Origin of the sequence: Pseudoalteromonas sp. PS1M3 (assembly GCF_016865405.1) — a bacterium.
In the GTDB taxonomy this organism is placed as follows: Bacteria; Pseudomonadota; Gammaproteobacteria; order Enterobacterales; family Alteromonadaceae; genus Pseudoalteromonas; species Pseudoalteromonas marina.
In genome coordinates this window covers 490845-515394 of record NZ_AP022624.1, presented here as the reverse complement: position 1 = coordinate 515394, position 24550 = coordinate 490845, and the positions used below count along the sequence as shown (strand labels likewise).

General features: G+C 39.7%; 25 protein-coding genes and 1 riboswitch. Of the genes, 9 read left to right on the top strand and 16 right to left on the bottom strand.

The genetic code is table 11. The features are described 5' to 3' along the window. Positions 1-3 precede the first annotated feature (3 nt). A riboswitch (TPP riboswitch) is annotated at positions 4-112 on the bottom strand. A gap of 100 nt (positions 113-212) precedes the next feature. Beyond that, complete coding sequence (locus tag PS1M3_RS02360; RefSeq protein WP_033025531.1) at positions 213-611, bottom strand: META domain-containing protein; 399 nt, start codon at positions 609-611, stop codon at positions 213-215. 121 nt (positions 612-732) lie between these two features. After that, the gene (locus tag PS1M3_RS02355) at positions 733-1137 is read right to left on the bottom strand and encodes a thioesterase family protein (RefSeq protein ID WP_008130241.1); all 405 of its coding nucleotides are present in this window, start codon (positions 1135-1137) and stop codon (positions 733-735) included. 147 nt (positions 1138-1284) lie between these two features. On the opposite strand from PS1M3_RS02355, the gene PS1M3_RS02350 reads away from it, so the two are divergent. After that, the gene (locus PS1M3_RS02350; protein WP_008130239.1) at positions 1285-3384 is read left to right on the top strand and encodes a TonB-dependent receptor; all 2100 of its coding nucleotides are present in this window, start codon (positions 1285-1287) and stop codon (positions 3382-3384) included. A gap of 189 nt (positions 3385-3573) precedes the next feature. Here PS1M3_RS02350 and epmA read toward each other — a convergent pair whose 3' ends face one another. Both epmA and efp read right to left on the bottom strand, forming a co-directional pair. Beyond that, entirely contained in the window at positions 3574-4548 is a 975-nt protein-coding gene (gene epmA / locus PS1M3_RS02345; protein ID WP_203986108.1) for an elongation factor P--(R)-beta-lysine ligase, read from the bottom strand. A gap of 100 nt (positions 4549-4648) precedes the next feature. Next, positions 4649-5215 (bottom strand): elongation factor P, encoded by a 567-nt coding sequence (gene efp / locus PS1M3_RS02340; RefSeq protein ID WP_006792061.1) that lies wholly within the window; start codon positions 5213-5215, stop codon positions 4649-4651. Positions 5216-5255: 40 nt separating this feature from the next. On the opposite strand from efp, the gene epmB reads away from it, so the two are divergent. Next, positions 5256-6269, top strand: coding sequence for an EF-P beta-lysylation protein EpmB (gene epmB, locus PS1M3_RS02335; protein WP_203986106.1), 1014 nt, complete (start codon positions 5256-5258; stop codon positions 6267-6269). Positions 6270-6277: 8 nt separating this feature from the next. Here epmB and PS1M3_RS02330 read toward each other — a convergent pair whose 3' ends face one another. After that, positions 6278-6487 (bottom strand): hypothetical protein, encoded by a 210-nt coding sequence (locus PS1M3_RS02330; RefSeq protein ID WP_006792059.1) that lies wholly within the window; start codon positions 6485-6487, stop codon positions 6278-6280. A 71-nt stretch (positions 6488-6558) separates the two neighbouring features. Between PS1M3_RS02330 and PS1M3_RS02325 the strand changes: the two genes are divergently transcribed. Beyond that, positions 6559-6849 carry a hypothetical protein gene (locus PS1M3_RS02325; protein ID WP_008130233.1) on the top strand — a complete coding sequence of 97 codons (291 nt, stop codon included), beginning with the start codon at positions 6559-6561 and terminating at the stop codon, positions 6847-6849. Between the two features lie 40 nt (positions 6850-6889). On the opposite strand, the gene PS1M3_RS02320 is transcribed toward PS1M3_RS02325, so the two are convergent. Further along, on the bottom strand, positions 6890-7381 hold the full coding sequence (locus PS1M3_RS02320; protein ID WP_006792057.1) for a DUF3016 domain-containing protein: 492 nt from the start codon (positions 7379-7381) through the stop codon (positions 6890-6892). Positions 7382-7652: 271 nt separating this feature from the next. Between PS1M3_RS02320 and galE the strand changes: the two genes are divergently transcribed. Continuing rightward, positions 7653-8669 (top strand): UDP-glucose 4-epimerase GalE, encoded by a 1017-nt coding sequence (galE, locus tag PS1M3_RS02315; RefSeq protein WP_203986104.1) that lies wholly within the window; start codon positions 7653-7655, stop codon positions 8667-8669. 44 nt (positions 8670-8713) lie between these two features. Here the strand turns inward: galE and zapE are convergent, their stop codons facing one another. Continuing rightward, a complete protein-coding gene (gene zapE / locus PS1M3_RS02310) occupies positions 8714-9823 on the bottom strand; it encodes a cell division protein ZapE (RefSeq protein ID WP_203986102.1) in 1110 nt (369 codons plus the stop codon). Positions 9824-9882: 59 nt separating this feature from the next. On the opposite strand from zapE, the gene rsuA reads away from it, so the two are divergent. Next, positions 9883-10581 (top strand): 16S rRNA pseudouridine(516) synthase RsuA, encoded by a 699-nt coding sequence (gene rsuA, locus PS1M3_RS02305; RefSeq protein WP_203986100.1) that lies wholly within the window; start codon positions 9883-9885, stop codon positions 10579-10581. Between the two features lie 27 nt (positions 10582-10608). Here the strand turns inward: rsuA and PS1M3_RS02300 are convergent, their stop codons facing one another. Next, positions 10609-11382, bottom strand: coding sequence for a YggN family protein (locus tag PS1M3_RS02300; protein WP_006792053.1), 774 nt, complete (start codon positions 11380-11382; stop codon positions 10609-10611). A 145-nt stretch (positions 11383-11527) separates the two neighbouring features. Then, positions 11528-13957, bottom strand: coding sequence for a zinc-dependent metalloprotease (locus PS1M3_RS02295; RefSeq protein ID WP_203986098.1), 2430 nt, complete (start codon positions 13955-13957; stop codon positions 11528-11530). Positions 13958-14111: 154 nt separating this feature from the next. Here PS1M3_RS02295 and PS1M3_RS02290 point away from each other — a divergent pair, with 154 nt between their 5' ends. Continuing rightward, positions 14112-15080 carry a class 1 fructose-bisphosphatase gene (locus PS1M3_RS02290; RefSeq protein ID WP_008130217.1) on the top strand — a complete coding sequence of 323 codons (969 nt, stop codon included), beginning with the start codon at positions 14112-14114 and terminating at the stop codon, positions 15078-15080. Positions 15081-15144: 64 nt separating this feature from the next. Here PS1M3_RS02290 and PS1M3_RS02285 read toward each other — a convergent pair whose 3' ends face one another. After that, the gene (locus tag PS1M3_RS02285; RefSeq protein ID WP_008130215.1) at positions 15145-15471 is read right to left on the bottom strand and encodes a hypothetical protein; all 327 of its coding nucleotides are present in this window, start codon (positions 15469-15471) and stop codon (positions 15145-15147) included. Between the two features lie 43 nt (positions 15472-15514). Between PS1M3_RS02285 and PS1M3_RS02280 the strand changes: the two genes are divergently transcribed. After that, the gene (locus PS1M3_RS02280) at positions 15515-15874 is read left to right on the top strand and encodes a DUF5522 domain-containing protein (protein ID WP_203986096.1); all 360 of its coding nucleotides are present in this window, start codon (positions 15515-15517) and stop codon (positions 15872-15874) included. Positions 15875-16287: 413 nt separating this feature from the next. Here PS1M3_RS02280 and PS1M3_RS02275 read toward each other — a convergent pair whose 3' ends face one another. Further along, positions 16288-17118, bottom strand: a complete 831-nt coding sequence (locus PS1M3_RS02275) for a sulfurtransferase (protein WP_203986094.1) — start codon at positions 17116-17118, stop codon at positions 16288-16290. A 223-nt stretch (positions 17119-17341) separates the two neighbouring features. Between PS1M3_RS02275 and PS1M3_RS02270 the strand changes: the two genes are divergently transcribed. Then, on the top strand, positions 17342-18082 hold the full coding sequence (locus tag PS1M3_RS02270) for a glycosyltransferase family 2 protein (protein ID WP_008130207.1): 741 nt from the start codon (positions 17342-17344) through the stop codon (positions 18080-18082). A gap of 112 nt (positions 18083-18194) precedes the next feature. Further along, positions 18195-18941, top strand: a complete 747-nt coding sequence (locus tag PS1M3_RS02265; protein ID WP_008130205.1) for a glycosyltransferase family 25 protein — start codon at positions 18195-18197, stop codon at positions 18939-18941. 37 nt (positions 18942-18978) lie between these two features. Here the strand turns inward: PS1M3_RS02265 and PS1M3_RS02260 are convergent, their stop codons facing one another. The 5 genes from PS1M3_RS02260 to PS1M3_RS02240 all read right to left on the bottom strand — a co-directional run bounded on the left by PS1M3_RS02260 (position 18979) and on the right by PS1M3_RS02240 (position 24423). Continuing rightward, the gene (locus PS1M3_RS02260; RefSeq protein WP_010555622.1) at positions 18979-19404 is read right to left on the bottom strand and encodes a group 1 truncated hemoglobin; all 426 of its coding nucleotides are present in this window, start codon (positions 19402-19404) and stop codon (positions 18979-18981) included. Further along, positions 19404-20240: a DUF3034 family protein gene (locus PS1M3_RS02255; RefSeq protein ID WP_058428313.1), complete on the bottom strand. Its 837-nt coding sequence runs from the start codon at positions 20238-20240 to the stop codon at positions 19404-19406. Before PS1M3_RS02255 ends, PS1M3_RS02260 begins: the two co-directional genes overlap by 1 nt. Beyond that, positions 20227-22542 carry an EAL domain-containing protein gene (locus PS1M3_RS02250; RefSeq protein WP_203986092.1) on the bottom strand — a complete coding sequence of 772 codons (2316 nt, stop codon included), beginning with the start codon at positions 22540-22542 and terminating at the stop codon, positions 20227-20229. Before PS1M3_RS02250 ends, PS1M3_RS02255 begins: the two co-directional genes overlap by 14 nt. Then, a complete protein-coding gene (locus PS1M3_RS02245) occupies positions 22532-23197 on the bottom strand; it encodes a methylamine utilization protein (protein WP_138739978.1) in 666 nt (221 codons plus the stop codon). The genes PS1M3_RS02250 and PS1M3_RS02245 overlap by 11 nt, the downstream gene beginning before the upstream one ends. A 122-nt stretch (positions 23198-23319) precedes the next feature. Then, complete coding sequence (locus tag PS1M3_RS02240; protein WP_006792040.1) at positions 23320-24423, bottom strand: phosphoribosylaminoimidazolesuccinocarboxamide synthase; 1104 nt, start codon at positions 24421-24423, stop codon at positions 23320-23322. Positions 24424-24550: the final 127 nt, after the last annotated feature.

Below are 24550 nucleotides of genomic sequence, written 5' to 3'. Positions count from 1 at the left end.
TCCCGTTTAAGGCAGCTTGTTCCCTACGCAGGTATTAACCTGATCAGGTTCACGGATCCCGCTTTCGCGATCTCAGCCTAAGCAACATACTTAGGCACTCCGACAAGTATATAAATTGTTCGTTGATTTAATAAACAATCTCATTAAATCTGCGTTGAGTGTACGCCAGTTAAAAAAGACCCGCAAGGGGGCATTTTTTAAAACTCTAAAATTTATTTAGCAACAAATACAAACTTTTGCTCGCCTTGCATAACTAATTTTTGACCTTGCATGCTAAGCGTTGCACCTTGCTTTAACGTTTTTAAAAACTGCTGTTCAAACTTATCTGTTTTTTCGCCGCAAGATTTTCGGGTCATTCCAACTTTTTGCACACTAAGGCTACTTTCGTTAAGTTCACCCTCACCAAAAAATCGGTTACATCCTGCAAATCCATTTACTTGAAGCGCTTCTATAAAGCTAACGGAGGCCGTGTATTGTTCCTCTAAGGCTAAATCATCAATTGTCGATAACTGCCATTGTGTGTACTTTAGCTGCTCACTGGTAACGGTCCCTGTTGATGCGCAACCAACACATAAACCGATTAAAAGCATCGGTATTGCTGCTAATTTCATACTGCTACTAACTCATTGTCTAATTAATGTCATAATAACAATATTTATGCGATTTATCCGTTAAATTTGCATGTTTTAAATGTAATTTTTTGTTCATAAAACGTTATTTATAGAATATGAGTTAGCTTAAATCATTATTGTTGAATAGGGTTTGCATTTCGGGTGGTAAAAAAGGACGCCCTTTTTCGTTCACCGCAGTACCTATTACTTTTGCTTTAAGCATCACTTGCTGGTCGTGTTTACGTACAATAGTTTGCTCAAACGCAAACTTTAATCGACTTAGACGAACGGGCTTTACAGACACATAAAACTCATCTTCTGGCACCAATGAGTGCTTGTAATCAACTTCACTACGAATCACAACTAAATTAACTTTTTGCTTAGCAAGTAATGCAAAGTCAACACCGTTCGAAAATAGGAATTCATGGCGGGCATGTTCTAAATAATTAAAATAAACACTGTTATTAACGATCCCTTGTAAATCGCATTCGTAATGACGTACTTTAAAATCAACTTTAAAAGTCATATTAGTAATCCTAGTTTTTTTACGTATAATCGCTGCGTTATAACACAGGTATAAAAATAATTACTAGGGTCAGTTTGTCTTTTAAGATTAATACTAAAAGGTCAACAGACCCCAGCATAAGCCCCTAAAATGGAGTTAAGTAACAAAATGAACTTACGTTTGTCTTTAATCACTACCGCACTTTTGCCGCTAATGAGTGCCCCTTTTTCAGCTAATGCTGATGATAGCGACATAGAAAAAATAGTGGTCACCGGTGACTTTCAACGAGAAACTATTCAAACTTTAAGTGCCAGTGCAAGTTTACTCAGTGAAGAAGAAATAAGCCTACGTGGTGCAAGTTACTTAGACGAAATATTAGGCAGTGCCGCTAACGTAAACTTCACTGCGGGTGCGTCTCGTGGGCGTTTTATACAAATTCGCGGCGTGGGTTTACGCTCACAATTTGTTGACCCTATTAACCCTTCGGTTGGTTTAGTTATTGACGGCATTAACTACTCCGGCCTTGGTGGCAGTTCATTATTATTTGATATTGACCAAGTAGAAATTTACCGTGGACCACAAGGAACACGCTTTGGTGCAGATGGCATGGCCGGTATGATCCAAATGCAATCAGCTAAAGCAACTAGCGATCCGAGTTTAAAACTGCACTTAGGTGCTGGCACATACAACAGCCATGAAACAGGCCTTGCAGCAAGCACTGGTTTGACCGACGATACAACGGCTCGTGTTAGTTACTTTCGCAGAAAATCTGACGGCTACGTAGACAACTTATACCTGAACGAGTCAACACAAAATCAAGACGAGCAAGTTGCACGCTTTAAGTTAAACTCTCAGCTTACTGAAAACCTAAACACTGAGTTAAATTTTCATTATATTGATATAAACAATGGTTACGATGCCTTTACGCTCGACAACAGCCGCGACAGCGTTGCGGATGAACCAGGTCAAGATAACCAAAAAAGTTACGCGGTAGGTATTGCTAACACTTACACGGGTTTCGATAAATTTGATGTAAGCCTTAATGTTTCAGCAATCGATAGCGAGTTACTTTATAGCTACGATGAAGACTGGGTTTGTAATGATATTAACGAGCCGCAACTTTGTGCTGCAGGCTTACACCCTTGGGGTTACAGCTCTACTGATATTTACAATCGCGATCGCGATGATCAATCAGCTAACTTACAGTTTAACGATAAAACCGATAACTGGGTTGCGGGTCTTTATTATCAAAACCGCGATGTTGATTTAGAGCGCCAATACACATGGCTTGCAAGCCCATTTGCCTCTACTTATGAAACCAGCAATATTGCATTGTATGGTCAAGTAGCAACCCCTATTGGCCCAAAAACCACTTTAATAACAGGCCTACGTGTTGAGCAATACCAAGGTGATTACACCGACAGTAACGGTTTTATACAAGAAACCGACGATGTTATGCTCGGTGGTAAAGTCGCGCTTGAGTATCAAGTAATAGATCGCACTATGATCTACGCAAGTATTACGCGCGGTTACAAAGCCGGTGGTATTAACTCTGAAGCGCTTGCAAAAGCAAAAGATGAAGGCTTAAACCTAGACGCTAACTTTTTTCAACAACACACCAGCTTCGACCCTGAATACTTATGGAGCGGTGAGTTTGGCGTTAAAGGATCATCACTCGATGACGCTTTAACACTTCGCCTAGCGGCATTTTATATGCACCGCGACGACATACAGTTAAAAGCATGGCAAGTTGAAGGCCAGCAGTTTACAGGCTACGTTGATAACGCAAGCTCTGGTAGTAACTACGGCCTTGAAATTGAAGGTAACTACCGACTCACCGACAACCTATTATTAACCGGTAGCGCTGGTTACTTAGACACAGAAATAGATAACTTTGTAACGCAATCTGGTTTAAACCAAGATGGCCGTGAACAAGCACAATCGCCTAAGTACCAATATGCATTTACTGCACGCTACAATTTTACCAACGCTTTTTATGCCATGGTGGGTATTGAAGGGAAAGACGATTACTATTTCTCAGACAGCCATAACTCTAAAGCGCCTAACAGCAACTTAGTTAACTTAAGCTTTGGTTACGACGCTGACATGTGGTCAGTTCGTGCATGGGCACGCAACGTGTTTGATGAAGCTGTGCCGACGCGTGGCTTTGAGTTCGGGAACGACCCACTTGATGGCTACGAAACGCATACCTACACACAATTAGGTGAGCCAAGAGTAGCAGGTATAACATTTACGTTAGAGCTGTAAGTTGTCAGTTAAAGATTAGAAAACACCGCGCTTAATTAAAGCGCGGTGTTTTTATTTAAGACATCAAGCTTGCTCACGTGAGAAGCAACGCCTCTAATGACTTTAATTTAAGTACAATCGATATAATCAAACAACCTTTCAAAACCTTGCTTTAACGCGCCAGCAAGCTGTGCGCTTACAGGGCAAGTATCAGGCTCTATCTACATCAAAGGCAATTACATCTTTAATTTTGTCTTTGTTAGTTGCTAGCATTACCAGCCTATCAATCCCCAATGCTACACCTGAACATTGCGGTAAACCGTGTTCCAATGCAGCAATTAAGCGCGAATCCATCGGAACTTGTTTTAAACCGTGCGCTTCACGATACTGGTTATCTTCATCAAAGCGTTTAGCTTGTTCTGTTGCGTTGGTTAGCTCGTTAAAGCCATTCGCAAGCTCCATATTTTTATAATAGAGTTCAAAACGACCAGCGACTCGCTCATCGTGTTCACAAATTTGCGCTAATGCCGCTTGTGAGGCAGGAAAGTGATAGACAAAACAGGGTTTAGTTTGCCCAATGCTCGGCTCTACTTTCATACAAAATAACAGCTGTAGCAAGGTATCTTTATGAGTTTCGTTTTTAGCTATGTCAGCAAAGCCGTGCTCACAAGCATGCGCCTTTAGTTGATCTAAAGATGCTGTCAATGGATCCAGGCCTAATACTTGTTTAAATGCATCCTGATAAGTAATACGCGTTGCTGGCTCCACATTAAGTACACACTGCATTAGCTCATCCATTTCATCCATCAATGCAAATTCGTCAAACCCAGGGCGATACCACTCAAGCATCGTGAACTCAGGGTTATGATGGCTGCCAGCCTCTTCATTTCTAAATGCTTTGCAAAGCTGAAAAATAGAACCTGAACCGGCCGCTAACAAGCGTTTCATTGCAAACTCGGGGGATGTTTGTAAATAAAGAGGCAAACCACCAGCATGCCCAGGGCCCATAAATGAAGTATTAAAACTTGCCAAGTGAACATCAGTGACACTAGCAGCACTTAAGCTCGGTGTTTCTACTTCCATTACATCTCGTACGTAAAAAAACTCACGAATTGTGCGTAAAATTTCTGCGCGTTGTTTTAATGTTTTTATATTTGCGCTGGGCGCCCAAAGTGTTGCTGACATATTTTCTCCAAAAAAAATCCCAGCATAGGCTGGGATTTATACCAATTCGCTTAGGTCGTGTTGCTCTTTGCGGATTGGTATTATTAAGCTACGTTAAATATTACTTAACACGGCCTACGTACTCACCACTGCGTGTGTCTACTTTAATTACTTCGCCAATTTGAACGAATAATGGAACACGAACTACTGCACCCGTGCTAAGCGTTGCTGGTTTACCACCCGTGCCCGCTGTATCACCTTTTAGGCCAGGATCTGTTTCAGTGATCTCAAGCTCTACAAAGTTTGGTGGAGTAACTGCAATTGGGCTGCCATTCCATAGTGTGATAGTACATACATCGTTTTCAACTAACCATTTGCCAGCATCGCCTAATGCTTTCTCGTCAGCAGCAATTTGCTCAAATGTTTCGTTATTCATGAAATGCCAAAATTCACCGTCTGTATAAAGATACGCTAAGTCCGTATCCATAACATCAGCACCTTCAACCGATTCACCTGATTTAAAGGTTTTTTCAAGTACCTTGCCAGAAATAAGCTTGCGGATACGAACACGGTTAAACGCTTGGCCTTTACCAGGTTTTACCATTTCATTTTCTAAGATACTGCAAGGCTCGCCGTCCATCATAATTTTTAGGCCGCCCTTGAACTCGTTGGTGCTATAATTCGCCATCGTTTCCTCTATTTTAATTTTTCGAGTAATCTACGTGCCAATGATACAAAGAAATGAAGCAAATTTGCATAAAAACTGGCAAAAAGAATTAGCAAATGTAGTTACCTGTCCAAAAACCTTGCTTGAAATGGTTGGTTTATCGAGCCAAGTCCATGAAAACGACCTAAAAGCTCGCAGTTTATTTCCGGTACGGGTGCCAGTGCCTTTTATAAAAAAAATGCGCAAAGGTGATGCAAACGATCCTCTATTGCTGCAAGTTATGCCTCGCCATCAAGAGTTTTTAAAAAAATCGGGGTTTAATAAAGATCCTTTGCTTGAGCAAGACAACGATCAACCCGGGATTTTACATAAGTATAAATCGCGTGTTTTAGTTATGTTTAAAACCGGTTGCGCGGTAAATTGTCGGTATTGTTTTAGACGTCATTTTCCGTATCAAGAAAACCAACTTAATAAAAAAAGCCTGCTAGATGCCCTTTGCTATATAAAATCAGATACCAATATAAACGAAGTGATCTTAAGTGGTGGCGACCCGCTTATGGCCAAAGACGATGCCATTAGCTGGTTTTTAGATGAGCTTGAAAAATTACCACAAATAAAACGTATGAGAATACACAGCCGTTTGCCTGTCGTAATACCTGCGAGAATTACCGACGAGCTATGTGCCCGCTTACAAAAATCACCGCTAAAAATTGTATTTATAAACCATATAAATCACGCCAACGAAATAGATGGTGAGTTTAAAGCTGCAATGCAAAAGCTTAAACATGCAGGCGTTATGCTATTAAACCAAGCGGTTATTTTAAAAGACGTGAACGATACGGTTGACGCACAAATAAATTTAAGTGAAGCGTTATTTGATGCCGACGTGCTGCCGTATTATTTGTATTTGCTAGATAAAGTTGAAGGCGCAAGTCACTTTGATATTAACGAAGAGCAAGCAATAAAAATAATGGCAGAGCTTTTAAAAGCTCTGCCCGGATTTTTAGTGCCTAAATTAGTAAGAGAAATAGGCGGTCAAAAAAGTAAAACCCCTATCGATCTCAAAGTCATTTAGAGCGACATTTAAACGTATACGTTTATGTTATTACCAAGTGTTGCAGTCACCGATTTAGCCGGTGTTTGCGCACTTGATGATTGCGCAGCACCTTCAATTAGTGCAAGCGCAGCTGCGCCGTCTGCCTGTTGCTGTTTTTTAGCCAAAGAAGCGCTGTAAACTTCACCACTTTCGCTAGCCCCTGACATAACGGGTAAACTTGAACCTGATATATTCATATTACTAACCTGACTTTTAAATGTAATCCACGTATTATATCGGCCATGCAGTACAAAGCTTTAGGAAAACCATGGATTCTATAATTGAACAACTCAACGCTAACTTAAAAATTGTTTATCGTCAGGCACTTGATGCCGACAAAAAACTAGACGAATTACAACAACAAGGCCATGGTAAATTTAAAGCCTTATTTGGAAAAGACGCTGGTTTTGACTTTGAAGCAAAGCGTTTCAAACCCTATGTACTAGACGTTGCAGCAGACGTAGAAAGTTTATCAACCGATGGCTTTAACGAAGAAAAGTTAAAAACGACCGTCATTAAATTACAACAGTTACTCACTTTACTTGCCACGTTTAAGTAAACAAAGTTAATCACTTGCCGCTCTTAAGCGGCAAGTTAACTCAATCAATACTTGTTAATACTTGTTCGCCAAACCACTGTGTGAGTAATCTTTTTTCGTGGTCAAATGACTCCTCTCGGCCTCTTCTTATTCTATCCATAAAGCCCATGTCTTTGAGTTCAACATCATTTGCTTCACTTATTACATCGCCTTCTTTATTAACTAACGAATAGTTCAGGTTAATACGTGGGAAAAAAATAGGTTCAACAACGCGAATTTCACTTGTGCCACTGAAACGTACATCACCAGCTAAATCAACATCTGTAATTTCGACATTTAGCTTATAATCTTTTGGCAGTTGCTCAGCAAGCTTGGAAAAGTGTTTTTCAAACTGCTTCGTAATTTGCTTATGGTAAGACGCTTTAGTTTGGTTTGATGCACGCACATCGCGATAGTCTTTAAAGTCATGCCACTTAACTGCAGACTCGCCAGCATGTGTAAATAGTGGCAATACAACACACAGTGCCATTGAAATTTTTGTAACTGAGTTCATAGCTATCTCCAAAAAGTAATCCATAACACAATGTATATGGTATGATTTTGTTGCTTACCTTAATTAAATTATCCTAACAGATATATATTAACTATAACTTAATCATAGTTGTTAAATGTAATTATAAACGAACAAAATGTAATCTGATGTACCTTTTAAAACTACGTTAAATCATCTTCTTTGCAAACTAAAAATTAAATATAAAGCATGTAAACTATGCAATTTTATGTTGAAATTAAAACAACTGAATAAAGAACCCTACGGAGCTTTCATGACTATTTTAGTAACCGGTGGCGCAGGCTATATTGGCTCGCATACCGTTTTAGAACTTTTGCAACAAGGAAGTGATGTTGTTGTTATAGATAATTTAGCAAATTCATCGCAAGAGTCTCTGGCTCGCGTTAAACAAATTACGGGAAAAGAAGTAACTTTTTATCAAGGTGACATACTCGATAAAGCTTTTTTAGATTCAGTATTTGCAAAGCATACGGTTAACAGCGTTATTCATTTTGCAGGCTTAAAGTCGGTTGGCGAATCGGTTGCTAAACCAGTAGAGTATTACCAAAATAATGTGCAAGGCACGTTAACCTTAGTTGATGCTATGCGAGATGCGGGCGTATTTAAGTTAGTGTTTAGCTCATCTGCCACCGTTTATGGTGACCCGGCAAGTTTACCTATTAAAGAAGACTTTCCTGTTGGTGGCACAACTAACCCATACGGTACCTCAAAATTGATGGTAGAAATGATGCTTCAGGATATCGCTAAATCTGACGAGCGCTTTGCGTTTGCTATTTTGCGTTATTTTAATCCTGTAGGTGCTCACGAATCGGGCCTAATTGGTGAAGATCCTAATGGCATTCCTAACAATTTATTACCATTCATTGCTCAAGTAGCAGTGGGTAAACTCAAGCAGTTAGCCGTATTTGGTGATGATTACGACACCATTGATGGCACAGGCGTACGCGACTACATTCACGTTGTAGATTTAGCTATTGGCCACTTAAAAGCGCTTGATAAAATAGCTACAAATACGGGTGCACTTGTCTATAATCTTGGCACTGGTAATGGCTATTCTGTTCTGCAAATGGTTAATGCATTTATTAAAGCAAGTAACCAAACAGTACCATACCAAGTATCACCTCGTCGCCCTGGCGATATTGCTGCATGTTACGCCGCACCAGAAAAAGCCCTTAATGAGCTGGGCTGGGAAGCTAAACGCGGAATTGATGCCATGATGCAAGATACATGGCGCTGGCAGTCAAACAATCCAAATGGCTACAGTAAGTAAAGTAATTAAATTTGCGCTTAGCCATAAACCGTTAAGCGCGTTTTTTACCAATTTTGCATTTCTACTAGCCGCGATTGCGTTCGCGCATATTCAAAGCTTAGCTTTTTACCCACATATAAATGCTCTATATTTACCTGAGCATTGATGATCAGTAATTTTTGACAGTCATAAAATTCATCCACTAATGCAATAAAGCGCCGAGCCTCGTCGTCTAAAGTGTGTTCTTCAAGCGTTTGCTTTTCCCGCTGGTAGCTATCTTCTATTCCATGCACAATCGTTTTACCCGTTGCGGTTTCACCCATTTTAGGCACATTATTAACGTACAATACATCAAACTGGGATGCTAAAAACATATAGTCGTTAGCACTACGTGGGCCTGAACATAAAGCCATAAAATCAATAATTACGGCTCTAGGCGCTTTTAATTGGTAGCTAAGTTTACGGCCGTGAATCGTTATTACATCTGAAAAAGTAACCTGCGAATACGCTTGCACAAAAATAGCTTTAAAATCATCACTCGGTAAGTTGATATAATAGTGGCGGCTATTTTTACCATATCTAAAGCGATGATCCTCCTCACCGGCCACATTGACTATATGGCAGTGGTTGTTAATTAAATCGATAGTAGGTAAAAATCGCGCGCGTTGCAGACCGTTGCTATAAAGCTGTTCTGGTTTTGCATTAGAGGTAGCCACCAGCACTAAACCTTGCTCAAACATCGCTTTAAACAATCTAGCCATAATCATGGCATCGCCAATGTCGCTGACAAAAAACTCATCAAAACATAATACTTTAATGTTTTTAGCCCATTTTTTCGCTATCAATGTAAGCGGATTAGCGTGGCCTTGTAGCTCAGCTAATTGACTATGAACATGTGCTATAAAATGATGAAAGTGAAGTCGCTGTTTTTTTACCACTGGCACATTGTTATAAAATAAATCCATTAACATAGATTTACCGCGTCCTACTGGCCCATACAGATAAACTCCGTTTATATTTGGTGTTTTTTGCCACCATTTCACCGGTGTCTGAAGTTGTAGGCTTAATGTATTTAATGCCATAACCGCACGTTGCTGGGCAGCATCGTACGTCAGCTCACCAGAGGCCACTTTGGCCTTATACAGGTTTAAAATTAGTGTGCTGTGCACTGTCATGGTATTTCACTATCGGCTATAATCGCGCCCATTGTAGCCGACTAAAAATGTGAACCAAAATGAAATTCCCTTGCCGTTTAGATAAATTTATTAGCCACTTAGCAGAAGTACCGCGCACGCAAGCTCGCGCCAGTATTAAGCGTAAAGAAGTAAGCGTAAATGGTGAGGTGATCACAGCACATAACTTTCAGTTAGCAAAAGAAGATGCCGTATTACATAACGGTGAGCCATTAGTATTTTTAGGTAAACGTTACTTTATGCTAAATAAGCCTGTTGGTTATGTGTGCGCAAATAGTGACGACTTACACAAAACAGTTTTTGACTTACTTGATGAGCCAAATATGAGTGACTTTCACGTAGCAGGCCGATTAGATATAGACACAACAGGCTTAGTTATTATCACTAACGATGGCGACTGGTCACATAAAATTACCTCACCACGCAGTAATAAATTTAAAACATACCTAGTTGAAACCCAAGAACCAATTACCGACGAAGCGCTTGAGCAATTACGCGAAGGCGTTATGCTACACAATGAAAAAGATGCCACCCGCCCTGCTATTGCTGAGCGCTTAGCTAACTACGGTTTACGCTTATCAATTAGTGAAGGAAAGTACCATCAGGTAAAGCGCATGCTTTACGCCGTTGATAACAAAGTGGTTGAATTACACCGTGAGCAAATTGCGGGTATTAAGTTAGATGAAGACTTAGCGCCAGGCGAATACCGCTTGTTAACCGAGAATGAGATAAAACTATAGGGCGGTCTAATAACGAACCACTTTCCCTTACGATTTAATTTGCACTAAATCAAAGTCTGCCATGCCCGGTACAATCGCTTGTAAGCGAGATTCGGTGACATCTAAGGTGTTGAGGTATTCGCAATATTCTGATGCTTTTAGCTCTAATTGGTCTGCTTTTTTTTGCAATGACTTATCAATCTCTTTCGTGATGATATCCATGCGTTGACCCATATCGTTGATGCGATCCTCAATATTGCCTTCACGCGATTTAAACGCATCCCCTAAAGACACTAAAATGGCACCTAACGAGCCATGAACCGCCGAGTGGATTTTTTGGCTTATTTCTTTTGTAAAAAAGTCATCAATTTGAGAGAGTGATTGAGGAGCTATAAAAAAAAAGTCGTCGCCTCGCTTAAACTTATCCATCAACGCGCGTTCTACGTATTGCAGTTGGGTTTTAAGTACTTCAGGCTCTTTATCCGACATGCCCTCAACCACCTGCTCAATAGCACTCAGCCCTAAATTAACACCGTCGGTGGCTAAATTTACAAGCTCAGGTACTGTTTGGCGAATGCCTTGGCTAAATTGCTCCAGTACTTTGCTTTCATCTTCACCTAAATCGACCCAATAGCCACGAATAAAGAGCTGGGTATTGTTGTTAATTTGTACTCGTGTTTGGCCTTTATCAACAATTCGTATTACGTCATCGGTAATAATTAGACCATGTCTGAGTTCAACATCACACGGTTTTTGAGCAAAGGCAGCGGTACTTGAAAGTGCAATGGACAGCGATAAAATCGCACGAGATAAAAACGCCATATACACCTCAAAAAGACAAAAAATGGAAGGCAAGTAGGTTAACAAAAAACCAATTTTATGCAAGAAAAAACAGCGCTTGATACTATCGAAGCGCTGCTTATAAAGGCGTTTAAAGCTAAGGGCGGTTTAACTTACGCCCTAAAAATTAAATGGGTGAACCTGGCGGTATAGGTAGAACTTTAAAGTTACTAGGCCACTCTCCATTAGCTAAAAAGTGTTTTACCTGCACTGCTAGGTATTGCTTAAATGCGCTTTCACCGGTGCTTGTATTACTCAGCATCGTGTTTTGATTAAAGTCGTCACTTAACTTAACTAAGTAATAACGAAGTTGCGCTTGTACCTCTGGGCTTACATTATTATTTGCCACTAAGTCAGCAAACGTTTTTGCTGTTAAAAACTGTATACGCTGGGTTATTTTGCCTTTCATTGTGTCGGGTGACGATACATTATAAACATGGCTATACAACTGCTTTAATAACGCATCTAAACTGTAAAATTGGTTATTACGGGCTTGTTGTTGAGCTAAACGATTTAAGCGCTGTGGATTAAGCAACAACGATAAACTATGCTGCACTCCCACCTCTGGTAAAGCCATTCCATCAAGTGTTAACCCTGTACGCCCCACTACGCTTTCGCGCGATTTAGACTCACCATATGCTTTTGGCGGAATTAACGATAATACCGATTCAGGTATAACTAAATTTTTGGCTGTAAGCGTTGCTAATATGGCATTAACTGCATCTTGTTGCACTTGCTTATCAACAACCTGAGCGCCTTGGACAGGCTCATCACCGCGTGTTTCATATTCGTAATTTACACCTGCAATTAACTTAACCACAGACTCAACTTGAAAACGATGAAATAAATAAAGTGGTACAAGCTTTTCTTCTAACTGAGATAGCGCAACACCGGACTTAATATTATTAATACCAAATTGCGAAAGTGCCTTTTTACGAACATCTAAAACACGTAAAAGCTCTTCTGATGGGTTAGCGCCGTTATCCCATAAGTGAGCCGTTGGGTGAGCGCCCCCTTTAGCCCGCGCGTCAGAATCTGAAATAAACGCTAGCCCTTTGGCTTTATTCTCTTTTAAAATTGCGGCCAGCTCTGCGCTTTCATCTTGATTGGTAAAGTCGCTATAACCGTATTTAATTACCTGCGTATCCCATACGCCCATACCTGTTGCATAGCCTCGTGTTACATCAAGCTTGCCTTGTTCATTAAAGCTCAATAATGGGTGCGGGTAATCCATTACTGAGGCTCTATCACTTACTGATGCCGCAAAGTTATGGGCAATACCTAATGTATGGCCAATTTCATGGGCGCTTAACTGGCGAATACGATCAAGCGCCATAGCGTGTAAGTTTTTAGCAACTTCATCGCCTTTAAAATAAGGAGCAGCCAGCGCTTCTGCAATTAAAATATCTTGGCGAACACGAAGCGAACCCAACGTCACATGGCCTTTTAATATTTCACCGGTGCGCGGATCAATAACTGAGCCTCCGTATGACCAGCCACGTGTTGCCCTATGCACCCACTGAATTACGTTGTAACGAATATCCATGGGATCAACATTGGTTGGTAATACTTTAACAATAAACGCGTTTTTATAACCTGCAGCGCTAAATGCATCATTCCACCACTTACCGCCTTCAAGTAAGGCGCTTTTAACTGGCTCTGGTACACCGGGATCTAAATAATAAACAATAGGCTCAACCGGCTCGCTAATAGGTAAGCTCGGATCTTTTTTTGCTAAACGGTGACGCGGTATATAACGAACATACATCGACTCGCCTAAAGGCGCTGCGTAATCTTTGTGTTCAATGCTCCAAAAGCCCGATTGCGGGTTAAATTTACGTGGTGTGTAATTATCATCTGGTAATTGAACAAGTGAATGGTGCATATGTACGGTAACAGTGTATGGGTCGGCGCTAACTTGGCGTACAAACTTACCCGGCTTTGCGCCTTTAAATGTAAGCACGGCTTCAAGTTCGGTGTTTTTTACAAAGGCTTTTGAACGCGCCATGTAAACCGCACTTCGTGATTCATCAAGGTTAAAATTACCCTGCTTACGCGCAGCTAATGTACGGCTTACTCCATGTACATCGCTCAATAAATAAGGCGTGTAGTCAATAAGTGCCGTGCTTTTGTCTTCTGCAACCACTTTAAAGCCCGCCAATATGCTTGATGCAAATGCCTCTTTGATACTTTGCTGCTCGGCTTTATTACTAGTATTAGCACGGTAGTAAGTATTTACAGCACGCAGCATAACTTTATCGCCAAAGCGCTCAAACTGTACCAAATGCGTGTTGCCAAGCTGGCCTCGATCAAGCCCAATATCGTTTGACCCAATCCCGTATGGCAAACTTTGTTGTAATAAAAACTGCTGCTCAAACTTATCTACTTTTAAATACACTTTGCCGTTTTGGGTATCGTAATAAAACGAGTAGTACCCCGGAAAGTGGTTCATTTGTGTAGTAAATTCATCAATTGACTTAATTGCTGCGTGCGCTTGAGTTATGATAGAGCACAACACAGTAAAGAATATGTAACTTAGTAGTGGTATTTTTTTCATAATCTTATCTTTGTTATTGGCGTTTTAGGTACGATTAGGTTCCCCCATTATAGGGCGGTATTTAAACAATACAGATATTTAAGACGAATTTCAGCGCTCTAAACTAATCTCTCTCACATTATGATTAGTTTTAACACGTTATCAGGAAAATAGAATGCGTAGACTCCCTCCAGTATTGCTAGAAGACGGTTGCCCAAGAGAACTATTATCATTAATCCGAACTATTTTAGCGGCATGTAAAGAAATATCTTTTCGTGTTGGCCAAGGCGCACTTTCAGGCGTATTAGGCTCAACACTTGATGAAAACATTCAAGGCGAAACTCAAAAAAAGCTCGATGTATTATCTAATCAGCTATTAAAAGATATTTTACTGGAGTCGGGCACAGTTAAAGCCATTGCCTCTGAAGAAGAAGACTACACCGTTGCAGGAAACCCAGACGCTAAATATATTGTAGCATTTGACCCACTTGATGGTTCGTCAAACACCGATATTAACTCGCTGGTAGGGACTATATTTTCAATTATGGAAGCGCCTGAAGGCTCAGATGCAGCAGACGAAAGTATTTTTATGCAACCTGGCCACAAGCAAGTTGCAGCAGGTTATGTACTTTACGGCCCATCAACAATGTTGGCGCTTAGTACAGGTAAAGGCACACGTATGTTCACCCTTGATAAAACCCAAGGTAGCTTTTTACTAACAGAAGACTTTGCCACTATACCTGCAGATACAAACGAGTTTGCGATTAATGCGTCTAATCAGCGTCATTGGCAACCCGCTATGCAAAATTACATAAATGATTTGTTAGAAGGCGATACCGGCCCGCGCGCTAAAAACTTTAATATGCGCTGGATTGCGGCCATGGTAGGCGATGTTCATCGCGTACTAAGCCGAGGCGGTGTATTTACTTACCCAACTGATACTAAAGATCCTAAGAAACCCAATAAACTGCGCCTACTTTACGAAGCAAACCCAATGGCTATGCTAGTAGAACAAGCCGGCGGCATTGCCTCAACAGGCTCTGAACGTATTATGGATATTCAGCCAGACGCTATCCACCAGCGTGTAGCGGTTATTTTAGGATCTAAAAACGAAGTAGAAACCTGCTTGGGATATCACAAGTAACCACGTTGTCAAAAAATACTAAAACCGCATTTAATTTAAATGCGGTTTTAAGTTAACCTAAACTTTAACCCTTTAACAATGCCAGTATTTTTTCAAGCTTTTGGTGATCAAGCTCGCCCATTTGCTCGCTATTACTAAGCGCATAAATAACGCCCTCGTGTTGAGCGCAATCAACGTCTTTTCGTGACTCAATAACGTTAGCCCAAAGCTCTAAGTCATCTAAATTTATTTCACCACTCAAACAGCGTTTAATTACACCAACTAATACGTCAGTTTTTAATGTATATAAGGGCGCTTGACCATATGCAGGCGTTGACACAATAACCGATATTGCATTGTCTCTTTGTGCCGAAAACGTAATAAATTCTGCTAAGGCTTTTTGTATATTCATAATATTTGTTATTCTTGGCGCTCTACTGTTGATAAGAACTAAAATGACTCAAACAAACTGCAGCCAATGTAATACAGTGCTTAACTGTAATGTAAATAATATAACCGCATGTTGGTGTAACCAGTTACCCGCTATTTTACCCCTAGACGCAACAGCAACAAGCTGTTTGTGCCAAACCTGTACACTCAATAAAATTAATCACTACCTTGAAGAGCTTTATACTCAGCCAATAAAAAGCCAAATAGAGTTTGCGAAAGCATTTAGAGGAAACGATAACTTAATTGAAGAGCTCGACTACACTATGCAAAATGGCTACATGGTATTTAGTAAGTGGTTTTTTTTAAAGCGAGGAACCTGTTGTAAAAATGGCTGTAATAACTGCCCGTATGGATACAAGCTGTAAAAGGTTTCAAAGTGAATAAAACATTATTATCACCACAGAGAAGACAAGGAGCAGTGCAGGAGAAGTAATTTTAAAACCAATCAACCGTTACGCTCTTCTCAGTGTAGCGCGCTGCGCCTCGGTGCGCTCGGTGGTAATTAAATGCTATTAAGTAATACAACAAAAAGTGACTTATTCACCACAGAGAAAACAAGGAGTAGTGCAGGAGAAGTAATTTTAAAACCAATCAAACGTTACGCTCTACTCAGTGTAGCGCGCAGCGCCTCGGTGCTCTCGGTGGTAATAAACATTTAAAGTTACCCACACGTAGGCGTGAAGCTTGCTCACGCAAAGGTTGTTAATGTGACTATGTATAAATTAAACGTGCCAGCAAGCAAGGCGCCTACAAAAATTGCTTGTTATGGTATTTTCACTTATACATCTTTGGTGATAGGCAATGAATCACTCGCGCCCCACTCACTCCAAGAACCGTCATAAACACTTAAGTTTTTATAACCACATTCATCAGCAAATAAAGCTAAAATACACGCTGTAATACCTGATCCACAGCTAAATTGAATATACTCTGCAGTACCTACAGCGTTCTCAAATTTTATCTTTATTTCTTCAAAAGCTTTAGCCTCGCCATCGGTTAATAAATCTAAAAAAGGCAATGAACGGCTTTGTGGTATATGCCCACCTCGCATGCCTTTTCGAGGTTCGCTCTCTTCACCAGTAAAGCGTTTATAGGCACGCGCATCTAACAATATAGTATTCACATCATCTATGGCTGCTAATACTTGCTGGCGGTCAATAAAGTAATTTGGATTATAACTTGCTTCAAAATTACCACACGTTAAAGCCTCACTATAACCTTGCTGCACTGCATAGCGGCACGCTAACCACTTTTTAAGGCCGCCATTTAAAACCTTTACATTGTGATGCCCCATGGCTTTTAGCATCCACCACGCCCTTGCAGCACTAAATAAGCCAGCATCTTCGTATACCACAATAAACGAATCATGGTTTACACCCGCATGCTGCATAACCTGTGTAAACTGCTGTGCATTACACATTGTGCTTGATAGCGGGTTTGATTTATCTGCTAGCTCATTTTTTATGTCAAACCGCTTTGCATTGGGTAGCATAGCTTCAGGCATATAAGTTCTTAAAACCCCGGGGCGAAGCATACCCGCATCAAAAATAACTAAGTTAGTTTGTTCTAAACGTATCTTAAGCCACTTTGCATCAACAAGATATTTCATAAAAAATTCCCTGTAGTATAAAACAATATAATCAAAAAATTTGATTAAATAATACTAAGTAATTAGGCAATATTAACTCTAGCATTTATTATTTTAAAAATAGCTATAAAAACAGCTATAAAAATGGTCTTAAAAGTAATACTTTGGAATACTATAGTTACTAATATGTAGATGGATTTATGTTTGGGTCTATCGTCAATAACTTAATTATGAGAAGAATATTTTGAAACTATCTGTTTGTATTATTTGTAAGAATGAGGCAAGTACAATTGCCCGCTGTTTAGAATCAGTTAAATGGGCTGACGAGATTATTCTGCTTGACTCCGGCAGCACAGATAATACACTCGAAATTGCAAAAAAATACACCGATAAGATATTTATTAGAGAGGATTGGCAAGGGTTTGGCGAGCAACGTCGAAGAGCTGAACAGTTAGCTAGTAACGACTGGATTTTTGCTATTGACTGCGATGAAGAAGTTAGTGAAACATTAAAAAATGAGATACTTAATACTTTACCTAGGTGTAGTGAAGAAAATGTATTAAGAATAAATCGGCTAACATATTTTTGTGGCCAGTTTATTTATCATAGTGGCTGGCACCCTGATCATATTGCCCGTATTTATAACAAGAAAAAAACCAGTTACAACAAAAATTTAGTGCATGAATCTGTTGTAATAAAAGACTGTGAGCTAATTACATTAAAAGAAAACATTTTACACTTCCAACACCAAGATATTTTTACATATCTTAATAAAAGAAACCACTACGCTAACATAGGCGCAAAGCAAATAATTCAAAAAGGAAAAAAAACCTCATTATCAAAAGCTACAGGCTCTGCCATATTTGCTTTTATTCGACATTATTTTTTAAGGCTAGGTTTTTTAGATGGAAGAGCAGGTTTCGTTATAGCTGTTATCCAAACCCAATACAGTTTTAACAAGTACCTTTTCTCAGTTTATAAATAATATATAGCTTCGATAGAGTAAAATTATTGAGTCTCATTACATAAACTGGATTTTTTAAATAAATCTATTTCGCTTAAAGACTATTAAGCTACAACAATAAAGTAATTAAAAAATGAAAACTTCGATATTTATTATCAATATGAAACCTTGTGAATCCCGTTGGTATGAAGTTCAAAAGCGACTTAAAGATCTTAATATAAGTGCAGAACGCTTTGAAGCTACTATTGGTAAAAATCTTGGTGAGCAAGAGTTTCTCAACTGGTATTGCCCGAAAAAGAATAAAAACTCATATCATCGCAACTTAACCCTAGGAGAAATAGGTTGTTACATTAGCCATATGCGAGTCTGGGAGCATATAGTTACACATTCGATACCTATATGCGTAATACTTGAGGACGACATTATAATTAAATCGCATTTAACTAATACGATTGAATCAGCAGAAAAATTAAAAAATTGGGATCTTATAAAACTTTCTGATAGCCGAGATTTACCATTTATTAATACACAATCCCTTGAAAGTGAATTTGTTTTAGGGAATTACTTTAAAATCCCAAATGGAGCTCAAGGATATATATTATCTTTAGAGGGGGCTAAGAAACTTCTGCACAGAAAGCCATTTTTTAGACCTGTTGATGTTGATATGCAATTTCATAGTGAAGTTGGGCTCAATATCGTAGGTATTAAGCCATATCCAATTGCCACTGATAGCCAATTTGAAAGTGAAATAGCAAAGGCAAATTCAGGTAGGCATTCTAATAAGAGTACATTTATTAGAAATTTAAAACACAGATTAAATTTACATATGCAACGCAAAAAAATATCAGCTAATCTGTCAATGATAACTAGAAAGCTATAATTGTGGTTCTATATATTTGCTGCATGACTGCGACCTACTATATGTTAATAATATCGCCTCTTAATGGCGCCATTTTTGACAAAATTTTATTTTGAATAGGATGAGGTATGTTTTGCTCATTCATGGCATTCACTAATAAATCAACAACATGATTAAAATCTTTTTCTGTTATATTCATGCCGGTGTGTATGTCTACCATTGAATCACCTGCGTAGCTGTATTTACACGGACCATCGGTAAGCATGCACATATGCAAAATAAAACCTTGGCGAAAATGCGCTATGTTTGTGTGCTCAAAGTAGTGAAATACCTGCTCGTCATTGCCAATTTGATTAATAAAGCTATCAATTAGTTTTTCTATGCCGGCGTTACCGCCAATTTGGTAATATAAAGTAGGCGGTGCTTTATTCGCACAGCCCATTAAAATACCAACACATAAAAACCCAACTGCAATTAACTTCATTACCAATACCCTGTTACCGATAAGTACCAACCGGTTTGATCGTCTGCCCCTGCAATACGCCCTAAATCTAAATATGCGGCAGTTACACTCACATTTTTATTAGGCATCCAGGCAACAAAAACATCTTTCCAGTCTTGCTCACCCAGGTTTAAGTTATTCGCTTTTTGACGATACTCAATACCGATTGCCAATTCACGACTTAAAAATACAGCGGTGCTACCTTCAAATAAAAACGCGCTGTCAGCATTGCCGCCACCATAACCGAGTAGTCCAAGTTCATTGGCTTCACTATAGCGTGTTGTTACATTCCAAAACCAGTTATAACCTGCAAAAGCACCTAAGTGAAGCTTACTGGCAGCCAAGTAATAATCTGTACCGCTGGTATCCTCTGCACCAACAAGTTTGGCTACGGTGCCGTCATCTAGCGATTTATGCTGTATACCTAAACTTAATTGCGGCCATTGGCTGTAAACAATATCACCATATAAACGTATTTTTGCACTAGTAATCGATTGCTCTATTTCGGTGTTAAGTGCTGGCACGTCAAACTCTTGTTTTGCGTAACTTAGCTCCACCCGATTAAATAAGTTTAACTGCGCACCACATACATTTAATGCGTAATCGCTTACATCCGCTCGGCTACAAAAACCATTTACCGAAAATTCATCTTCGCTCGCATAACCTGCAAGCTGAGCCCAAGGCACAATACCGCCACCGCCGCTACCTTCAACTTGAGATACACCCGGTGTTGCTAGTAACTTTCCGCTACTGTTGGCAACCGTTGGCAAACTTATTAGCAATAAAACACTGACAAATAAATGCTTAATTTTTACCATAGTATTCTTCCAGCCATTGTTCTAATAAATCAGCTTTTAAAGGCCGGCTAAGGTAGTAACCTTGTGCATGGTCGCACTGCATTGTTTCAAGTAAAGCTAACGACTCTTCGGTTTCGACCCCTTCAGCCACCACCGAAAAACCTAACTGATGCCCAAGCGTAATTGACGACTGCACTATAAATTGATCTTTTTGAGAGGCATCTAGTTTTAAAATAAAACATTTATCGAGCTTAAGCTCATCAATAGGTAACATTTTTAAACGCCCCAGCGATGTTTGCCCTACCCCGTAATCGTCAAGCGATATTTTAACGCCAATTTGTTTTAAATCTTTAAGCGCTTTAATACCCTTTTCTTCGTTTTCTATCATGTCGCGCTCGGTTAATTCAATAGTGATTAACCTTGCATCCACATTATGTTTTTTTAGCGTAGCGACTAACGCGGCATGAAACCCCGGAAACGCAATATCTTGTGCAGATACATTAATAGCGGCTTGAAGCTCAATGCCCTTCGATTTCCAGTCGGCAACTTGTGCAACAACGGTATTTATTACCCACGCCGTTAGTTCAACAATTAGCCCTGAGCGCTCAGCTAAATCAATAAATAACTCGGGATTAACCCAGCTGCCATCTTTACGCTGCCAACGAATAAGCGACTCAACTTTATCTATTTTTTGAGTTTGCATATGCAGCTTAGGCTGGTAGGTCATAAACAGCTGACCATCGTCGTCGCTAATAGCTTGCTTTAATTCATCAAGCATAATTAAACGATCTAAGTGGGCCTCGTCCTCGCCATCTTGGTAATAATGTATATGGTTTTGGTTATTGGCCGCATTTTCTACGGCAATAAGCACTCGCCTTACTAAGTCGTCACTGGCAGTACCTTGCGATGGGTACTGCAATACCCCGGTACTAAACTGTAAGTTAATTTTTAGCTTTTGAATGGTATAACACTCTTGAAGCCTAGCAATTAATCCCTCTATGCCGCACTTTTTCTCGCTAACCGCACTGCTTGGAAATACCGTTAAAAACTCATCTCCCCCAATACGCGCATGAATCCCACCAAACTCATCCGAAAACTCACTAATTCTGCATGCCACGGTTTTTATACATTCATCGCCAATGCGCGGGCCCAGCTTGTCGTTTATATGGCGTAAGCCCTTTATATCTATAGCTACAAGCGTATATTGAGTTAATTCGCTTAATTCTTTGTCCAACACTTCTAACATCGCAGAGCGATTATAAAAGCCGGTTAAAGTATCGTGTCGTGCCTGAAAACTAATTTGTTGTTCACGCTTGTTGATGTCGTTACCCATGTTGTCGAACGCATTGACTAAGGTCGTTATTTCTGTGCTTTGTTTTTTACCTTTAAACTCAAAATTATAATTACCCTGTGCAAACTGCTTAGCAATTACAACAAGCTGAGAAAGCGGCGTTGTTAAGTTATTTGCTAATAAGCTACTTGTTATTACACCTACAAACATCGTTAAGATAGACAAAATAATAAGGGTAAAAAATAGCTTTTCAAAATCGCTATAACTTTGTGTTAAATCGGCGCTTAATAAAATAATAATTGGGTGTGTTGCCAAAGAGGCTAAATTAATATCTCGGTTTCGGTAAACCGGGTACTCGCCAAATATTCGTGAGGTGGTGGCCGAGTTAAAATAACTCACCGGTTCAAAAGGCGTTGGGCGCTCATCTAACGAGCTAATAACTAGGTTGTCGGCACTGCCTACAAAACTTACATCCATACCCGTTAAGCTTTTAAGCTCGCTTGCAACACTGTCGTCTATTTTAAAGCCCACTAAACTGTAAGCTATGGTTCTTGGGGCTTTTACAGGTAATAAAATGACCTGGTAAAGCTCATTGTTTAACACTACAAATGTAGATTGCTCTTGTGCGTTAAAAAGCTCTGCGAGTAAAGGTCGCAAGTCGTCTTCAAAGGCACCTTGCTCTAAATTTGACGAAATTAGCTGACCCGATAAATCTATAAGCAACATTAATTGCGCGTCTATCCGTTGGCTGTGATTATACAAAACACTGCTTATGGTACCCGCATCGCGCGTGGCAACCGCTTGTTTAAAACCAAAATCGGCAGTTAATACTTTAGCCGCAGTTAACAGGAGGCTTTCTTTTGAGGTTAAATATTGCTTATAAACGTTTTGCGCAACACTTATGTCTTGGTCTACTTTTTGTTCCTGAAACTGACTTGTTGACCACCAAAAACTAGCAACACTCACCAGCGTTGTTAATAACACCAGCCCTACGCAGAGTGAGGTAATTCGGTTTTTTAAACTATGAGTCATTACCAGCCTTAAATTTGCTACCAAAGGTGTTTCTTGGTGCTGGTGTAGATGTGTTTACCGTTATGGTGTGTTTGCTTTTAGCGCTTACTGTTATAATTTTTTTATTCTCCAAAGGTGCTGTTTGCAAAGCGTGCCATACGCTTAATTCAATCGGTAATAGGTTATTTGGCAAGGTTACTTTGCCTTGCTTATTTGTTTTATAAACATGTTTGCTACCTGCCACATATATGTAGCCAACCATGGAGTCGTGAATATTACACCCCAAAACAACGACCCCTTGATTATCAAAAGTAATAGGTGCTTTTGGTTGCCCTGAATATAACTTTAGCTGAAAAGGCTTAGCTTGCGAAAAAGAATACACATGGTGGCGAATATTATCGCTATTTGGAAAGTCAACTTGCTGCCCTTTTTGCACAACTAATAGCTCTGGCAAAAACTGTTTATGAACTTGGTCCATAGTGGCTACAGGAAGATTTGGCTTGGCTAATTGCTCGGCGTTAAAGTGTAGCTCAATAACAGCATTTGCTAGTTTACTACCGTGTTGATCTTCTACTACCAACTCCAGTGCAGCGGCGTTAGAAAAGTAACCAAAAAACAAACCCATGGTTAAAAAACGGCAACTTTTAGTTATTTTTTGCAAACAACGTTCAAACATAACAACACCTAACTATTAACGTTAGGTTAAGGTAATTAATTACAGGGGTTAATTGCAAGGAATATAGCCCAGTAACTAAAAATAAAAAGTTAGCCACTGGGTTTTTTAGTTCTTTAGTATGGCTATTTTACAATTAAGCCATAATCAGCGTCTAAAATAGAAATGACCTCTTGGCGCGGATCTTCAGGAATAGTAATTGCTTCACCAACTATTTTGCTGGCAATACCCACATAAGTATTAGACACTTCAAGCATGACTGATTCGGGTAAAATATACTCTTTTGCTAATTTTTCACGCTCAGCCATGCGATCTTTGTTTAGTAATACGTCGCTTTCTGGCACGTTATTAATTAACAATTGGCGAAAGCCTTCTTTAGAGTTTTCAACAATTTTACCATCTCGATACGCAGCGCCATCCCATATACGCGATGAATCTGGTGTACCCACTTCGTCGATATAAATAAGCTGTTGTGCACCATTTAGGTCTTCTACATAACCAAATTCAAACTTGGTATCTACAAAAATTTGGTCAAGCTTGGCAAGCTCTTTACTAATTAAGCCAAAGCCTTCTACTAACAGCTTTTCGTATTTTGCAACGTCGTCTTCCGACTTAAAATTAAATACGTCTAAGTTATTTGTTATGTTCTCGCGGGTAATATTTACATCGTCTACTGGCGGTATGTCGGCAACGCCTTCAATAATCCCCTTGGTTGATGGCGTAATAAGTACATTATCGAGTTTTTGATTCGCGTTTAACCCTTCAGGTAAATCTATACCGCAAAAGTTACGTGTCCCTTTAGCGTAATCACGCCACATGCTACCCGTAATATATTGGCGCGCTATCGCCTCTACCTTAACTGTGCTTGCTTTACGAACAATCCATACATATGGGTGCGGAATATCCACAATATGATTGCCAGCTAGGCCTGCTTCGTCAAATAATTTAAACCAATATGATGCAACGGTGTTAAGTGCTATTCCCTTACCCGGCACACCATTTAAGCCATTTTCACCTTGCCAAATACAATCAAATGCTGAAATACGGTCCGAAATTACCATAATAGCCAGCTCAGTACCTGCGGGTACTTTGTAGCCTTTATCTTTAATTAATCGTGCACTGTCTTCGTCTGTTAGCCAGTAAACCGAACGCACTTTACCACTGTGTACTTCACCTTTGGTGCGGATGGGTAAATCATCGTTTACGTCTAAAACTTTATAGCTAGTCATGCTATCTCCGGGGTTAGGGATGCTCTATGAGCAAAGTATGGTATGGGGTTATGTGCGGTATGATAATCCAGCCAACTTCAAAGCTCAATCTTGGGCTTGAAACTAAATAACCTGAACTTTGGTTAAG

Bases quoted from the DNA above. Each gene is read 5' to 3' on its own strand.
- PS1M3_RS02325 (WP_008130233.1), top strand. From the start codon at position 6,559: ATGGATTCTATAATTGAACAACTCAACGCTAACTTAAAAATTGTTTAT.
- PS1M3_RS02300 (WP_006792053.1), bottom strand. From the start codon at position 11,382: ATGGCGTTTTTATCTCGTGCGATTTTATCGCTGTCCATTGCACTTTCA.
- PS1M3_RS02245 (WP_138739978.1), bottom strand. From the start codon at position 23,197: ATGTTTGAACGTTGTTTGCAAAAAATAACTAAAAGTTGCCGTTTTTTA.
- epmB (WP_203986106.1), top strand. From the start codon at position 5,256: ATGATACAAAGAAATGAAGCAAATTTGCATAAAAACTGGCAAAAAGAA.
- PS1M3_RS02255 (WP_058428313.1), bottom strand. From the start codon at position 20,240: ATGGTAAAAATTAAGCATTTATTTGTCAGTGTTTTATTGCTAATAAGT.
- efp (WP_006792061.1), bottom strand. From the start codon at position 5,215: ATGGCGAATTATAGCACCAACGAGTTCAAGGGCGGCCTAAAAATTATG.
- PS1M3_RS02265 (WP_008130205.1), top strand. From the start codon at position 18,195: ATGAAAACTTCGATATTTATTATCAATATGAAACCTTGTGAATCCCGT.
- PS1M3_RS02350 (WP_008130239.1), top strand. From the start codon at position 1,285: ATGAACTTACGTTTGTCTTTAATCACTACCGCACTTTTGCCGCTAATG.
- rsuA (WP_203986100.1), top strand. From the start codon at position 9,883: ATGAAATTCCCTTGCCGTTTAGATAAATTTATTAGCCACTTAGCAGAA.
- galE (WP_203986104.1), top strand. From the start codon at position 7,653: ATGACTATTTTAGTAACCGGTGGCGCAGGCTATATTGGCTCGCATACC.
- PS1M3_RS02295 (WP_203986098.1), bottom strand. From the start codon at position 13,957: ATGAAAAAAATACCACTACTAAGTTACATATTCTTTACTGTGTTGTGC.
- PS1M3_RS02355 (WP_008130241.1), bottom strand. From the start codon at position 1,137: ATGACTTTTAAAGTTGATTTTAAAGTACGTCATTACGAATGCGATTTA.
- PS1M3_RS02360 (WP_033025531.1), bottom strand. From the start codon at position 611: ATGAAATTAGCAGCAATACCGATGCTTTTAATCGGTTTATGTGTTGGT.
- epmA (WP_203986108.1), bottom strand. From the start codon at position 4,548: ATGTCAGCAACACTTTGGGCGCCCAGCGCAAATATAAAAACATTAAAA.
- PS1M3_RS02240 (WP_006792040.1), bottom strand. From the start codon at position 24,423: ATGACTAGCTATAAAGTTTTAGACGTAAACGATGATTTACCCATCCGC.
- PS1M3_RS02250 (WP_203986092.1), bottom strand. From the start codon at position 22,542: ATGACTCATAGTTTAAAAAACCGAATTACCTCACTCTGCGTAGGGCTG.
- PS1M3_RS02260 (WP_010555622.1), bottom strand. From the start codon at position 19,404: ATGAAGTTAATTGCAGTTGGGTTTTTATGTGTTGGTATTTTAATGGGC.
- PS1M3_RS02320 (WP_006792057.1), bottom strand. From the start codon at position 7,381: ATGAACTCAGTTACAAAAATTTCAATGGCACTGTGTGTTGTATTGCCA.
- PS1M3_RS02285 (WP_008130215.1), bottom strand. From the start codon at position 15,471: ATGAATATACAAAAAGCCTTAGCAGAATTTATTACGTTTTCGGCACAA.
- PS1M3_RS02330 (WP_006792059.1), bottom strand. From the start codon at position 6,487: ATGAATATATCAGGTTCAAGTTTACCCGTTATGTCAGGGGCTAGCGAA.
- zapE (WP_203986102.1), bottom strand. From the start codon at position 9,823: ATGACAGTGCACAGCACACTAATTTTAAACCTGTATAAGGCCAAAGTG.
- PS1M3_RS02275 (WP_203986094.1), bottom strand. From the start codon at position 17,118: ATGAAATATCTTGTTGATGCAAAGTGGCTTAAGATACGTTTAGAACAA.
- PS1M3_RS02280 (WP_203986096.1), top strand. From the start codon at position 15,515: ATGACTCAAACAAACTGCAGCCAATGTAATACAGTGCTTAACTGTAAT.
- PS1M3_RS02290 (WP_008130217.1), top strand. From the start codon at position 14,112: ATGCGTAGACTCCCTCCAGTATTGCTAGAAGACGGTTGCCCAAGAGAA.